Source organism: Mycobacterium gordonae (genome assembly GCF_002101675.1).
GTDB classification, from domain to species: Bacteria; Actinomycetota; Actinomycetes; order Mycobacteriales; family Mycobacteriaceae; genus Mycobacterium; species Mycobacterium gordonae.
This window is the reverse complement of record NZ_LQOY01000081.1, coordinates 174893-188510: the sequence shown is the minus strand read 5'-3', so window position 1 is coordinate 188510 and position 13618 is coordinate 174893. Positions and strand designations below refer to the sequence as shown.

The window sequence follows — 13618 nt, the reverse complement described above, 5'->3', positions numbered from 1 at the left end:
TCGTTCGGCTGTCGCAGCTCAGCTCCGTGGCCGTCGCCCCGGCCTGCAGCGTGGTCGCTCTCAGCGGACTTACCCCCCAGACCAGTTCCAACGGACGTTCCTTGGACCACTCGCAGGAGGCGGTGTCGTGACGCCAAAAGTATCGGTCGTCGTGCCGGTCTACAACGGCGTCAAATTCATCGACAAGACGATGCAGTCGATTTTGGCGCAGACGTTCACCGACTTCGAGCTTCTGGTTTCCGAAAGATACTCCACCGACGGCACGTGGGAAGCCTTACAGCGCTACACCACCGATCCCCGCGTCCGCCTGACCAGGCTCTCCGAGAGCGGGCCGGCGATCGTGAACTTCAATCACGTGACCGACATGGCCACCGGTGAGTTCGTCAAAGCAGTTTGCGCCGATGACGTGCTCTACCCAGATAACCTCGAAGTGCTGTTGAAGGAGTTGACCGCGCACCCGTCAGCGCTGCTGGCTGTCAGTTCCCGCGACGTCATCGACGCATCGGGCCGGATGGTGTTGCGTAACCGCGGACTGGCCGGGCTGCGCGGCGAAGTCAACGGCACCGACGCCATTCGGCGCAGCGTGCTCGCCGGTACGAACATTTTCGGCGAACCGCCAACGGCTTTATTCCGTCGCGACGCCTTGGTAGCCGTCGGGGGCTGGGACCGTCGTTTCCCCTCACTCTTCGATCTGGCGACCTATTGCGAGGTGCTCCTCAAGGGCAAGGGCAATCTGATCGCGGTGCCCCGGCCGCTCTGGGCTTTCCGGCTCAATGAGTCTCAGGAGACGGTACGTACGTATATGCACTCCCAGACCCAATCCGTAATCGACTTCTTCAATGAGTTGGCCGCTGAGCACCCAGGACTGCTCGATCGGCGCCACCTGGTGATCGGCGCTGCCCGCGCTCGCTCCACCGCCCTGGGACGGCAGGCTCTGTACCGCTGGCTCGGGCTGCGAACTCGTCTTGGGGCCACAGCGGTTGGCAAGCACAGCGGTGCCGGCGAAAACGACTGACAAACCTCTGAGGCACAGGGTGTTTGCCGCCCCGGGTGATACCGCTGCGGCACGGGGCCGGACGAAGCCGGCCGTCAGCGGTTCGGCAGCGCTTGTTGCCGTAAAACATCGTCGTACACGCGCTTGACTGTCACCGGGAACGGCGTGATCGCCACGTCCTTGAACTCCTCAGAGTGGTTCGTGCACAGCCGCAGGTCCCTCACGTGATAGCGCGACGACGAGCTCGCTCCGAGCGCGATGCGCACCGAACGGTGGGCAACTTGTTGCACTGTTCGCACCACCGTGCAGACAGACACCGGTCGTTGCGAACAGATGTTGCGTAGCAACGGTGTTGGTGGCTGATTCCGTATCGATTTCTCGAGCACCGTCCGCACCATCGCAGCTGCGTCATCCGCGTAGAGGTAGTCGCGCAGGGTCTCCATTGGGACGAAAATGTTCAAAGATCTTCTCATCACCGAAGATCGGCATAGCTGGCTGACCAGACCTTGTTGTTTCGCCAAGTTCTGACCGGGTCCGACGAGGTTGGAGAAGCGGCCGATGGCGAGTGGTACCCGGCCTTCCAACGTCGTCCGGACCATTACCTCTTGAGCGAGTTTTGTTTCACCGTAGGGACTTAGCGGCCGCGGAGTTGCCGACTCACTGAAGGGAGGGTGAGTGGACCCGGCGTAGATGCCACCCGCGGAAGATGCGAGGAAGAAGGCACCTCGCCCGGTCGGCCGCGACTCTCGCAACATGTTGACGAAGTGAGAAAGAATGCTCGTCTCCGCAGCAAGCTTTTCGGCCGTGGAGCCGATGACGCCGCTGCCGGCAGCCCAGATGATCGACCACTCGTCGTCGTGTGCCTCGCTGATGAATCGCTCAAGGTCGGATTCGAGTGCTGCGACGGCCGCATCCTGCTTCCCCCATGGAACGGCTTGTCCGGTGAACGTCGGGCCGATAGACCTCGACACGGCGCTGCCGAGTAAGCCCCCCCGGCCCACAATCCAGCTACGCACTACTCAACCCCTCGAGCATTCGACCGCTCTGGCTAGATCGCCCGTCGCAGCTGAAGTGACCGTAACCACTCACGCGTGCCTCCGCCACCTCATGGATTGCGTCACGCAACTGTACCGACCGACACGAGGCCCGAACCTGGCAGAAGGTCACCTCGCCAGATTCTCAGCTCGGCATCATCAAGGGCCAGGTTTGTCTCGCGTACCGGCCGTCCACATAGTTGAGTCGGTGTACGCTCACCGCGTGTCCCTCCTCCCTGGTGTCCGTCGTTCGGGCAGCGAGTGCGGAGGCAGTCGCTTGGAGGTGACATGGAGCGTGCGGGCGCATGTGGTCCAACCAACGGGGGTCATTTTTCTTGATTCAGCATGGTGAAGAAATACTGAAACGTTGTCGCGCAAACTCCGATCTATATGACTGTCAATTGCACGGGTGGCCCGGAGTTTCACCTGTGAATTAGCCAAGCGACCGCCTGATCGCTCGAGTCGCTGTCGTCCCATGAACAAGTGAGCCCGATGAAAGCCGTAATTCTGGCCGGTGGTCTCGGCACCCGCCTCAGTGAGGAAACGACGATCCGCCCCAAACCGATGGTTGAGATCGGCGGGCGGCCGATCCTCTGGCACATCATGAAGCTCTACTCGCATCACGGTATACGCGATTTCGTCGTCTGTTGCGGCTACAAGGGCTACGTGATCAAGGAGTATTTCGCCAACTACTTCCTGCACATGTCGGACGTGACATTCGATATGTCCGACAACAAGATGGAAGTGCATCGGCGCCATGCAGAGCCCTGGCGGGTGACACTCGTGGATACCGGTGACGACACATTGACCGGTGGACGCCTCAAGCGCGTGTCAGCCTACATCCAGGACGACGACGCGTTTTGCTTTACCTACGGCGACGGGCTCAGTGACGTGAACATCGGTGCCAGCGTCGAGTTCCACCGTCAGCACGGTCGCCACGCCACCGTTACAGCGGTACTTCCGCCCGGGCGTTACGGAGCCATCGAGTGTGCGGATGACCGGGTGACGCGCTTTGTTGAGAAGCCACGTGGCGATGGCGGCCTGATCAACGGCGGATTCTTCGTTCTGTCGCCCTCAGTGCTCGATTACATTGAAGGTGACCACATTGCTTGGGAAGGCGCGCCCCTTGCCCGTCTCGCATCCGATGGCGAAATGATGGCCTTCGAGCATTCAGGATTCTGGCAACCCATGGACACTCTTCGAGACAAGATCATGCTTGAAGAGTTGTGGAGCAGCGGCCAAGCGCCTTGGAAATGCTGGAATTGAACACATTAATTGTGGGAACGGCAGCCGCGGGCCGAGCGACGGCATGAACATTCTCGATACCCCATTGACCGGCTTGAAGGTCGTGCAATCCGTACCCCATCGGGATGCCCGCGGCGCATTCATGCGCCTGTTCTGCGCCGACGAACTTCACTGCGTCCTGGGTGAGCGCCACATAGTCCAGATCAACCACTCCAGAACCAGCCACGTGGGAGCCGTGCGCGGGATGCACTTCCAATACCCGCCGCACGCCGAGATGAAGATGGTGCGCTGTCTTCGCGGCCGGGTCTGGGACGTGGCCGTTGACGTTCGGGCCGGCTCCGAGTCTTTCTTGCAATGGCACGCTCAGGAATTGGTACAAGACGACGCCCAGATGATGCTTATTCCGGAGGGATTCGCGCACGGATTCCAGGCGCTCGAGCCTGAGAGCGAATTGCTCTATCTACACACGGCGTTCTACCGGCCGTCTTCCGAGAGAGGCCTGCTTCACGACGACCCGCGGCTTTCCATCGCCTGGCCGTTGCCGCCGCAAGATGTTTCAGCTCGTGACCAATCCCATGCACGAATTGATGCCGACTTCACTGGAGTCATCTTATGAAGTGCCGACACTGCAGCACGCCGCTGGAGCACAGTTTCGTGGACCTGGGTTTTGCGCCCCCGTCCAACGCTTACCTGCAGGCCCAGGACTTGTCTGCCCCAGAAGTGCACTACCCCCTCCGCGTGAAGGTGTGTCACCAATGCTGGTTGGTGCAGACCGAGGATTACGCTCGCGCTGAAGAGCTGTTCAGCGCCGAGTACGCCTACTTTTCCAGCACCTCCAGCAGTTGGCTTAACCATGCCGCTGGGTACGTGCGCATGATCACCGAACGACTGGGGCTTGGCCCAGATAGCTTCGTCATCGAGGTGGCGTCCAACGACGGCTACCTGCTCAAGAATTTCGTCGCAGCAGACATCCCCTGCCTCGGCATCGAGCCGACGGAAAGCACGGCGACCGCCGCCGAGGCGCTGGGAGTCCCGGTTCGCAGGGAGTTCTTCGGTGAGGCGTTGGGGAGTCGCCTGGCAGAGGAAGGGCGCCGCGCAGATCTGATCCTGGGCAACAACGTGTATGCCCATGTGCCTGACATCAACGACTTCACCCGTGGATTGGCCGCTGTGCTGAAGCCGGAAGGCACTGTCACACTGGAATTTCCACACCTCGTTCCGCTGATCGAACGCACGCAGTTCGACACCATCTACCACGAGCACTTCTCGTACTTGTCACTGACGACTGTGGTACGCATCTTCGCCGAGGCCGGCTTACGGGTGAGCGACGTCGAAGCGTTGCACACCCACGGTGGCAGCCTGCGGGTGTATGGGTGTCACGCCCAAGCGGCGGTGGAAACTACCGATCGTGTCGAGTCATTGCTCACGCGTGAGGAGCAGTTCGGGGTGACACGCCTCGAAACTTACCTCGAGTTCCAGCAACGTGCCGACCGCGTGAAAGACGATCTCGTGGCGTTTCTCATCGAGCAGAAGCGATCCGGCCGCCGCGTGGCGGCCTACGGTGCTGCGGCTAAAGGGAACACTCTGCTCAATTACGCAGGCGTCAGGCCTGACCTGTTGCCGTACGTCTGCGATGCCGCTGTGTCCAAGCAGGGTAAGTACATGCCTGGCAGCCACATCCCGATCCACTCCCCGGAGGCATTACGCGAGAACCCCCCGGACTTTGTGCTAATCCTGCCATGGAACATCGCTACCGAGGTGCGAACCGAATTGGCTGATCTTGCCGATAGCGGGGTGCGTTTCGTGACTGCAGTGCCGGAACTGCGCATCCGGTGAAGTCACGTACCAGTGGACGGCAGCAGCGTCGCCGGACTAGTTGCGCTCCAACGTAATCAAGTTGAACTGACCTCGCGTCATGGTGCGGATCTCTTCGAGGTAGTTGGAGTTCATCACACAGATGTCTGAGCCTGGCTCCAGCGCCGCCATGCCCTCCTCCGGGGACATCACCCGCAGACCGGTGGCCGGCACAAATTTGCTGCATTTAGCTGGATTGATGTCGATGAGAAAACTGACCGGGTTGCCGGCGCGTTCTCGTAGCAGCGAATAGATGACACCCTTCGAGGCCGCGCCCCATACAGCGCTCAGCGCGCCTGACCGGTCAGCCGGTGCGGCGTTTGCCATAGCCAGGAAATCCTCCGGAAAATCCACCCGATCGTCCGGGCCGAACACCGGTGGTCTCAGAGTGGCGAGATCGGCGACGACATAGAGGTATTGGCCACCGAAGAGGTGGCCGCCCTCCACCACGCGGCCGAACATTCTGGAAAAATCTTCGAGCCGGAAGTAATTGACGTGTTCGTAGAAAATGTCGAACCATGCTCTCGCACGCAGGATCCAGTCGAGGCACGGCACCTCGATGTAGATCAGGCCGCCGCCGTTCGCATCGCGCAAACCTTCGAGGAACACGACCGGATTCTGCACATGTTCCAGGACGTGACGCAGAATCAGCCCTCTAGCCGAAACCGTGACGCCGTCACCGAAGTAATGACGCTGAACAGCAGGGTTTTCACCCTCATATGTCGGATCGAAGCCCGTGATCGACCGACCCCGCGACTGCAGCAACTCAAGGAAGTACGCCTTGCCGCAACCAACCTCGACCAGTCCATCAGTTCCCAGCGTGCGCTCGACAATGGTGGCCACTTGCTCCAAATGACTCTGGAACAGCGGGCTGTGCGCCTGCTCGTTCTGGTAGGCAGCGTCGTAATTCATCAACTCCGGCCGGAAGGCCTCGTTGTAGACGAGGCCGGTGGTACCGTCCTGCACCAAGCTGATATCGCCGCGGGGGCAGGCGCGTGCCTGGTCGGCTGAGTCGTACATGCGGTTCTGGAAGATCGGAAAGTCCGACTGCTCGTATAGCTGTCTCATCCCACTCATCGCGTCTCCATCCCGACGCCGACGACCCGCGGCGGGTCAACCAAGTTGTCGGGTCTTGCTCCAAATCGCAACAGTTCACGCAGACCGTACTCGTCGGCAATCCGTTCGGCCAGCTGTCGGACCGTGATCCCTTCGCCCGAACAGATGTTCACCGCGCCTTCCAGCTCCCCCAGCGCGACATCGGCGATCATCCGAGCGGCGTCCTTCACGTCAGAGAAATCACGAACCTGATCACCGCGGGTGAGCAAAACTTCCTCTCCGGCTTTTAATTGCCTGCGGATGTAGGGCACCAGTCGTCGTTCATCTTCTCCCTCGCCGTACAGGTAGAAGGTGCGGCACCACGCAAAGCTAATCGCCTCCGCGGCATAGAAAGTGCGCAACACCTGGTAGCTCGAAGCCTTGCACGCGGCGTACAGAGTGTCCGGCGCCAACGGCGTATCGATCGTCAGAAGGCCCGCGGAGAGGTCGTATTCCATGCACGTGCCCACACCGACGAACCGCTTACCCCCCACTGCCAGGAATGCCTGGGCGAGATTGAGTGTGCCGGTGAGACAATCGATGTTCAGTGGCGACGTCAGGTACTTTCCCGGTTCCGCGTACCAGGCTGCGTGGATCACGGTCTCCGAGCCGACAAGCAGTTCCTGTAACCGACCGCTGGTCTCTGCAAACAAGTCAGGCGTCTGCACGATTTCGAGAGCCGCGCCCGGCGAGACATCTTCCACCCGAGACGGATCGCGAACAAGCACCCGCACCGCGCAGCCCCGGTCGAGGAGGTGGCGCAGGATCTGCCTTCCGACGAAACCCGTCGCTCCGGTCAGAGTAATTGTCACTGGTGGCCTCGGCTCGAAGTCGTTCGGCGCAGGAACGCAATGCAGATACGCATCGTCAGTCCGCCGAGCTGTCGAAAACGTCAGCGGGATCGCGCACGATCACATACACGGGTTTGCCCATCGCCATCGTGGCGGCCGCCGCAATGTACTCGGCGATGATTCCGAGCGCGAACAGGACGGCTCCGCCGACGACAAGCGTTGCCACGAACACCGATGTCCATCCCTGCACGGTGATATCACCGACCAATTTCTGGATCACGCTGTAAATGGCGACGCCAAAACCCAAGAGGGCGAACAAGATTCCCATCATGGAGACGAATCGCAAGGGGCGGGTGCCCGATGAGATGACAAGCCGCCAGAAATGGGAGACCAGGCGGCGGAAGTTGTACGCGCTCGCCGGTCGCCCCTCTTGGCGCATCAGCACCGAACAGGTCGAGGGATTGGTGACAACCCAGGAAAGGGCGACGTCGAGGAATACCCCTGCACCGGCATAGGCCGCGACGCTTCGCCCCGCCTCACCCAGGATAAGTCGGTAACTGTTGAACGCTTTTGGTCCATCAGTGGGCACCAAGACGCGGACGAACAGCCATTTGGTGAGCCAGGAGGCGACGTTGCGAAGAACTCCGTGCGGGGGTTGGTTCGCCGGCGAGGCGTAGACCAGCTGAGTGCGATCCCGGTAGGCCGTATCGAGAAGGTCGCCAATATAGGCTGGATCATGCTGCCCGTCCTCGTCCATGGTGACGATCCAGTCCCCACCCGATGACGTCATTCCCGCCAAGGTTGCGGGGTGCTGGCCGAAGTTGCGCGACAGGAATACCGGATGAACCCACTCGTCACGCGCCGCCAGTTGCCGAACCACTTCGTGGCTGCCACCGATGCCCCGGTCCCAGACGAGTAGCACCTCGTCGACGCGAAACCTGCGACCCTGAGGTGTTTCCTGGATCGAACGCAGCTGTTCAAGCTCCTTGATCACGCCAGGAAGCGTCACCGCTCCGTTGTAGACGGGGATTACCACGCTGACCGAATCCACACGGCCTGTTTGACCGTTACCAGCCACGCGACGCCTCCCCATACCTACAAATCCGTGAAGTAACAGTAACGATGCACAACGTAGCAAGTGCGGCTATCTCGCGATGCTGGATTGATCGCGCGCTTGGCCTCTTTACCTTCCGCACACCTCAGCCGTTCACCGAGGTTTCGCGCTGTGCCGGCGACGCAACGGAATGCAACCCGAGCGCAGGAAGGCGGAAGGCAGAGGGGGATTTCCTGACAACCCACGTCCACAGCGTCAGCCGTCATGCCTAAACCCGCTCCTCAGCCGCCCGTACCGTCGGGCCGCGTTCAGCACCCCCAGCCCCGCCGCTCCACTTCCAGCCAGTCGAATTGCGGGACGTCGCATGGCCAAGCCGTACCACCGCAAATACGCCGGCAACCAACCGACGAGGTCGAACTTGCTTTCCCCGGCGGTGCGGTCCTCCCAGCTGCTGGGCACCTCGTCGACCCGGTATCCAAGCAGGTGAGCCTTGGTCGTGAGCTCCAGTCCCACTTCGAAGCCACGCTCGCTCTCCACCGCGACCTCGCTGAGAAATCGATGGCTGTAGGCGCGGAAGTTCGTGGTGGCATCGTGGGTCGGCAGCCTACCGACGTAGTGCAGGCTCAGGCCGGCCGTGCGCGACATCATCGTCTTCAGCCGCGGCCCACCCGTCTGCGATCCCCCGGGCATGTAGCGTGAGCCGCTCACCACATCTGCGCCCTCGTCGCGAACCTTGGCCGCCATCAGGGGAATAACCGACGGCGGATCGGAAAGGTCAGCCATGCTGCTGACAATCACATCGCCGCGGGCCGCGGCGAAGCCGGCGATCAGCGCGTTGGCCACGCCCTTTCCCAGGGAGTTACGCACCAGCCGGACCGATCGAGGGCGGTCGGGCATCGCGGCAAGCGCCGGCAGCGTCGTGTCCTCGTCGAAGTCGTAGCAGACCAGCAATTCATGCGGCGTGTCCGCCAGTGTTTCCGCAAGCCGCCTGACGCAGACCTGAATGTTCTCACCCTCGTTATAAACCGGGATGACAACGCTGATCAGCCGCTCGATGTCGGTTGGCTCGGCCGGTTTGCGAGCGCGGATGACGAACTGCTTACCGAACACCGGCCAGGCCCATCGTGATCGTAGGTACACCTGCACCAGGATCGGCGCCTTGGGCAGGGGCGAGTAGGTCGAGTACGGCAGAAAGTGCTGGTAGCTGTCCACTACTTCAAAGTCGTTGAGCTGCAATAGTTCCGTCAGCGAACGGTCGCTGATCGGCACCGAGTGGTCCCAGAAGTCCCAGTAGGCGCCGGCGAGGAACCTGATGTTGGGACCCAGGGCGATGAAGTGACCGCCAGGTCGCAACACCCGCCGAACTTCGGCGACGGTGCGTTCAACCTCGGCTTTGCCATCCAGGTGCTCGAGCATGTTGCTGCTGAACACGACGTCAACCGAGCCGCCGTCCAGAAAGTCCAACCGGTCGGCCCGCCCTTCGTGAAACTCGATGTCGGGATCCAACTTTCGTGCACTGTCCGGGTTCAGGTCGACGCCGATCCGCCGAGCGGCCTTCACCTGATTCAGGAACTCACCGTAACCGCATCCCAAATCGACGACGGTGTCGCTCCGCCTGACCCACGCTTGAAAGAAGTCGCGGACCAGCACGCTCCATATCTCTGAGCGCGCCTCGAGATCGTGGCCGAATCGGTTGCGGTACAGGTGCTGTAGGTCGGTTTCCCCCGCGATTCGCATGTTGTCCTCTGGGTCAGCGTGACCGCGCGTCAGATGGTTCCCGCTTCGACGGCGTCGAGCACCCAGGGTATGACCTCATCGAGCATGGCATCGAGTGTGGTCGTTGCGGAGAACCCCAACACCTCCGACGCTTTCTGCACATCAGGTGAGCGTAGTTGGACGTCATGCTCGAACGGCGGATCACTCTCGTAACGGAAGGGAGTGTCCGGGCGCATCTTGCGCCAGATCACCTCGGCGAGTTCGATCACCGTCGTCGCCTCCGGGGTGGAGAGATTGAAGTCACCGTTGAGCGCAGCGGGATGCTCCATGCAGGTACGGATACCACGCGCCAGATCGCCACCGTAGGTGTAGTGCCGCACCTGCGTGCCGTCACCGAGTATGTGCAGCGGATCCTGGCCCTTCGCGACCTTCTGAATCAAGTCCGGTACGACGTGACTCATGGCGAGTTTGACGTTGCCGCTGGGAATTTCACGTCCCCCGATGGCTCGCTGTTCACCCGTGCCCACGCAGTTGAAGGGACGGATGATGGTGTACGGCAGACCGTACTGCTCATAGGCGCCGTGCGCGAAATACTCACACGCCAACTTCTGGAATCCGTACGTGCTGGTAGGCGGCGGGCATTCGGTGATGTGCTTCTCCGGCGTCGGGAAGATCGTTGCGTTCTCGAACACCATCGAGGAGCTGATCACGTTGATCTTCTTCAGCCAGCCTTTCTGGTAGGCATAGATCGCCGCATCGAAATGTGCAGCTGCGATGCGCTCGTTCTCGGCGAGCAGGTCATACGCATACTCGTGGAAGTATGTGATGCCGCCGATGCGCGCCGCACTGGCGACCATCTGGTCGCAGCCCTCCACCAGCCGGAACATCAGGTCGACGTCTTTGACGTCGCCTTCGACGAACTGATAATTCGGATGATTGTCGTAACTTTTGGAGACGGGACCGTACTTCGAAAAGTTGTCGATCCCCACCACCTCGTGACCGGCGCGAAGGAGCTCGTCTACGACGTAACCGTTGATGAAGCCCGCACTACCCGTAACGAAGACCCTCACCGGGCTGCAGCTCCCAACCCGAGAGTCGCCAATTCGGCTGCGTTCAAAGCGTTGTCGTCAGCCTCGCTGAGGTCCAGGCAACCCCAAACGTCCTCGACGATCGTGCCCTCGGGCACCCGCAGACCCCGATACTCCGAGTGCGGAACTCCGACGACGATGACGTCGGCCCGATGGATAATGGTGTCCAGCGGCAGGTAGTCCGGCCCGTCCAGGAACGGGTCGTGGCGGATCACCTCTTTGGCTTCGAGCATCAGCAGATGCCGCAGCTTGAAGCTGAGCGAATCGCGCGTGTCGTCGCAGTCGGCCTTGAATGTCATGCCCAAGATGCCAACGGTCTTGTCCCGCAGGTCCACCCGGCGCTTGAGCATGTTGACGATAAATTGCGGCTGCCCCTCGTTGATCAACATGGCCGAATGGCCCAGCATGAAGTTGTTGTTGCTGAACGCGGCGAGCTGCATCGTATCTTTCAACAGGCATGGGCCGGCGGCCAATCCCGCTCGCGGCAGGCTGTCGACCCGACCGTTCTTGTACGTTGCCGCATGGTGGACGCGACTATAGTCCAGCCCAGCCTCGCGGCTGAGCAGATAGAACTGGTTGGCAACGGCGAACTGAATGTAGCGATAGCTGTTGCAAAACAACTTGGCCAGTTCGGCTTCCTGCGGCTCGACTTCGATGATCTCACTCGTGATTCCGGAGAAGAGCTCCCGCACCACCCGAAGACCCTCGTCGTCGAAGCCGCTGATGATCTGGGGAATGACGCGCAGTTCGCGGATAGAGTGTCCCTGCGCGATGCGCTCCGGGCAAAACGTGACGTGCACCCCGATGCCACGTTCCTGGAAGAGGTCGTGCACGCGCTGGGTGAGTCCCGGGTACACGGTGCTCCGCAGCACCAGCGTCTGCTCGTCATGGAAGTACGGGCTGATCTCGTTGATGATCCGAAAGAAGGTGTGGGCCTGTGGAGTCAGGAACTCGTCCACCGGAGTGCCGACGACACAGATGACGATGTCAGCGTTGCGGACGATCCAGGAATCCGTGCTCGCCGAGAGACGTCCCGTCGGCAGTAGGCGTTTGAGCAGCTCCTCGGCGCCATTCTCGATGAAAGGCATCCTGCCGGCCATGATTGTCTTCAGCGCCAGGGCGTTCGTATCCAGAATGTCGACCGTGTAGCCCTCGTCCGCCAGTACCAACGCCAACGGGAGGCCAACGTGGCCCGCGCCGCCCACGATGCAGATGCGCTTGCTGTGCTGATTCGCCACGCGAACGGCCCTCCCTCATTCACCTGATCACGCTCTCGAGTGGACGCGACCAGACTGTCCCCAGCAGTCAAGGTCAATGTGCTGAAATGAGCCTACGAAATTTCTCTGCCGTTGATGCAGTATTTCGCGCTCATACCGCAGGTATGCGTGGTGCGTCGTTTCGATGCGAAATGCATGCGGTAGGTTGCGATGCTGCCGCTTAATGCGGTGACCGCCGTAATGACAAGCCGGCACTGCCCCCAGGAGAGCTCGTGCATTACCTCATCACCGGGCACACCGGTTTCAAAGGCCCGTGGCTCGTGTTGCAACTGCTGGGCCGCGGACACCAGGTGTCCGGACTCGCCCTGGCCCCGCCCGAAGGCAGCCTTTTCGAACGGGCCAAGCTCGCCGATCACTTGCTCCACGACTACCGGGTCGACATCCGCGACGCTGCAGCCACCGCATCAGCGATCCAGGCCGCAGCCCCGGACATCGTGATCCACATGGCCGCCCAGTCCTTGGTCCGCGAGTCCTACCGCGAACCGCGCTTCACCTACGAGACCAACGCGATGGGCACCATGAATGTGCTGGAGGCGGTCGGTGCCACCCCGTCGGTGCGCGCGCACGTCGTCATCACGACCGACAAGGTTTACCGCAACGTCGACCAAGAAGCCGGCTACATCGAAACCGACCCACTCGGCGGTGACGACCCCTACAGCGCTTCCAAGGCGATGGCCGACCTGCTGACCCAGTCCTGGATTCGCAGCTTCCCGGGCTGCCCCACCGCAATTGCCCGCGGCGGCAATGTCATCGGCGGCGGCGACGTCAGCCCCGAACGTCTGATGCCAGACCTGGTACGCGCCTACGCGACCGGCCAGGCGCCGCTGCTGCGGTTTCCCAAAGCGGTGCGGCCCTGGCAGCACGTGCTGGATTGCCTCAACGGCTACCTCACCATCGCCGACGCACTGCTGAACGGTTCGGGCTTGGGCCAGTGGAACATCGGGCCCGGCCGGGAAAGCTTCGTCGAAGTCGGCCAGGTGGCCGGGCTCGCCGCGGAGCTATGGGGCGGCGGCGCGCACTGGGACCGCCAGCCCGGCGAGCACCCACACGAGGCAAACCTGCTCGCCCTCGACGCCACCAAAGCACAGACCGCACTCGGCTGGCGCAATCGACTCGGCTTCCGTGACGCCGTGGCCTGGACCATCGACTGGGAACGCCGCGTGCATGACGGCGCCGACCCGCTCACCGTGACCACAGAGCAAATCGCCGCGTTCGAAAGCCTCGATTAATCCGCGGGCCCGTATATCGTCGCCACGGTGAGCAACCACACCTACCGCGTGATCGAGATCGTCGGCACCTCACCTGATGGGGTCGACGCAGCCATTCAAAGCGGATTGACCCGTGCCAAGCAGACGATGCGCAACCTTGACTGGTTCGAGGTGGAGTCCGTTCGTGGCCACCTGGTAGACGGCGAAGTCGCGCACTACCAGGTGACCATGAAAGTCGGCTTCCGCCTAGAAGATTCGTAAC

The 13618-nt window shown here is 61.5% G+C and carries 13 protein-coding genes; 6 read left to right on the top strand and 7 right to left on the bottom strand.

Going from position 1 to position 13618, the window contains the following annotated elements; all coding sequences use genetic code 11:
* The first annotated feature begins 127 nt into the window (after positions 1-127).
* Complete coding sequence (locus tag AWC08_RS13865; protein ID WP_069434417.1) at positions 128-1015, top strand: glycosyltransferase family 2 protein; 888 nt, start codon at positions 128-130, stop codon at positions 1013-1015.
* Positions 1016-1089: 74 nt separating this feature from the next.
* Here AWC08_RS13865 and AWC08_RS13860 read toward each other — a convergent pair whose 3' ends face one another.
* Positions 1090-1995 (bottom strand): NAD-dependent epimerase/dehydratase family protein, encoded by a 906-nt coding sequence (locus AWC08_RS13860; RefSeq protein WP_264075668.1) that lies wholly within the window; start codon positions 1993-1995, stop codon positions 1090-1092.
* Between the two features lie 525 nt (positions 1996-2520).
* Between AWC08_RS13860 and rfbF the strand changes: the two genes are divergently transcribed.
* From rfbF to AWC08_RS13845, 3 genes are read left to right on the top strand one after another with little or no spacing between them, the layout of a single operon-like run.
* Entirely contained in the window at positions 2521-3294 is a 774-nt protein-coding gene (gene rfbF, locus AWC08_RS13855) for a glucose-1-phosphate cytidylyltransferase (protein ID WP_069434419.1), read from the top strand.
* Positions 3295-3337: 43 nt separating this feature from the next.
* On the top strand, positions 3338-3889 hold the full coding sequence (locus AWC08_RS13850; protein WP_069434420.1) for a dTDP-4-dehydrorhamnose 3,5-epimerase family protein: 552 nt from the start codon (positions 3338-3340) through the stop codon (positions 3887-3889).
* Entirely contained in the window at positions 3886-5109 is a 1224-nt protein-coding gene (locus AWC08_RS13845) for a class I SAM-dependent methyltransferase (protein ID WP_069434421.1), read from the top strand. The genes AWC08_RS13850 and AWC08_RS13845 overlap by 4 nt, the downstream gene beginning before the upstream one ends.
* Before the next feature lie 36 nt (positions 5110-5145).
* Here the strand turns inward: AWC08_RS13845 and AWC08_RS13840 are convergent, their stop codons facing one another.
* The 6 genes from AWC08_RS13840 to AWC08_RS13815 form a co-directional block, all read right to left on the bottom strand.
* Complete coding sequence (locus AWC08_RS13840) at positions 5146-6195, bottom strand: class I SAM-dependent methyltransferase (RefSeq protein ID WP_069434422.1); 1050 nt, start codon at positions 6193-6195, stop codon at positions 5146-5148.
* A gap of 5 nt (positions 6196-6200) precedes the next feature.
* Positions 6201-7034, bottom strand: coding sequence for an NAD-dependent epimerase/dehydratase family protein (locus tag AWC08_RS13835; RefSeq protein ID WP_069434423.1), 834 nt, complete (start codon positions 7032-7034; stop codon positions 6201-6203).
* Between the two features lie 55 nt (positions 7035-7089).
* Complete coding sequence (locus AWC08_RS13830) at positions 7090-8064, bottom strand: glycosyltransferase (protein ID WP_232007996.1); 975 nt, start codon at positions 8062-8064, stop codon at positions 7090-7092.
* A 258-nt stretch (positions 8065-8322) separates the two neighbouring features.
* Entirely contained in the window at positions 8323-9804 is a 1482-nt protein-coding gene (locus tag AWC08_RS13825) for a glycosyltransferase (RefSeq protein ID WP_069434425.1), read from the bottom strand.
* Between the two features lie 29 nt (positions 9805-9833).
* The gene (locus AWC08_RS13820) at positions 9834-10853 is read right to left on the bottom strand and encodes an NAD-dependent epimerase/dehydratase family protein (protein WP_069434426.1); all 1020 of its coding nucleotides are present in this window, start codon (positions 10851-10853) and stop codon (positions 9834-9836) included.
* The gene (locus AWC08_RS13815) at positions 10850-12109 is read right to left on the bottom strand and encodes a nucleotide sugar dehydrogenase (RefSeq protein WP_069434427.1); all 1260 of its coding nucleotides are present in this window, start codon (positions 12107-12109) and stop codon (positions 10850-10852) included. Before AWC08_RS13815 ends, AWC08_RS13820 begins: the two co-directional genes overlap by 4 nt.
* Positions 12110-12360: 251 nt before the next feature.
* Between AWC08_RS13815 and rfbG the strand changes: the two genes are divergently transcribed.
* On the top strand, positions 12361-13377 hold the full coding sequence (gene rfbG, locus AWC08_RS13810; protein ID WP_069434428.1) for a CDP-glucose 4,6-dehydratase: 1017 nt from the start codon (positions 12361-12363) through the stop codon (positions 13375-13377).
* A gap of 27 nt (positions 13378-13404) precedes the next feature.
* Positions 13405-13617 carry a dodecin gene (locus AWC08_RS13805; protein WP_069434429.1) on the top strand — a complete coding sequence of 71 codons (213 nt, stop codon included), beginning with the start codon at positions 13405-13407 and terminating at the stop codon, positions 13615-13617.
* Position 13618 lies beyond the last annotated feature (1 nt).

Bases quoted from the DNA above. Each gene is read 5' to 3' on its own strand.
- rfbF (WP_069434419.1), top strand. From the start codon at position 2,521: ATGAAAGCCGTAATTCTGGCCGGTGGTCTCGGCACCCGCCTCAGTGAG.
- AWC08_RS13840 (WP_069434422.1), bottom strand. From the start codon at position 6,195: ATGAGACAGCTATACGAGCAGTCGGACTTTCCGATCTTCCAGAACCGC.
- AWC08_RS13845 (WP_069434421.1), top strand. From the start codon at position 3,886: ATGAAGTGCCGACACTGCAGCACGCCGCTGGAGCACAGTTTCGTGGAC.
- AWC08_RS13825 (WP_069434425.1), bottom strand. From the start codon at position 9,804: ATGCGAATCGCGGGGGAAACCGACCTACAGCACCTGTACCGCAACCGA.
- AWC08_RS13850 (WP_069434420.1), top strand. From the start codon at position 3,338: ATGAACATTCTCGATACCCCATTGACCGGCTTGAAGGTCGTGCAATCC.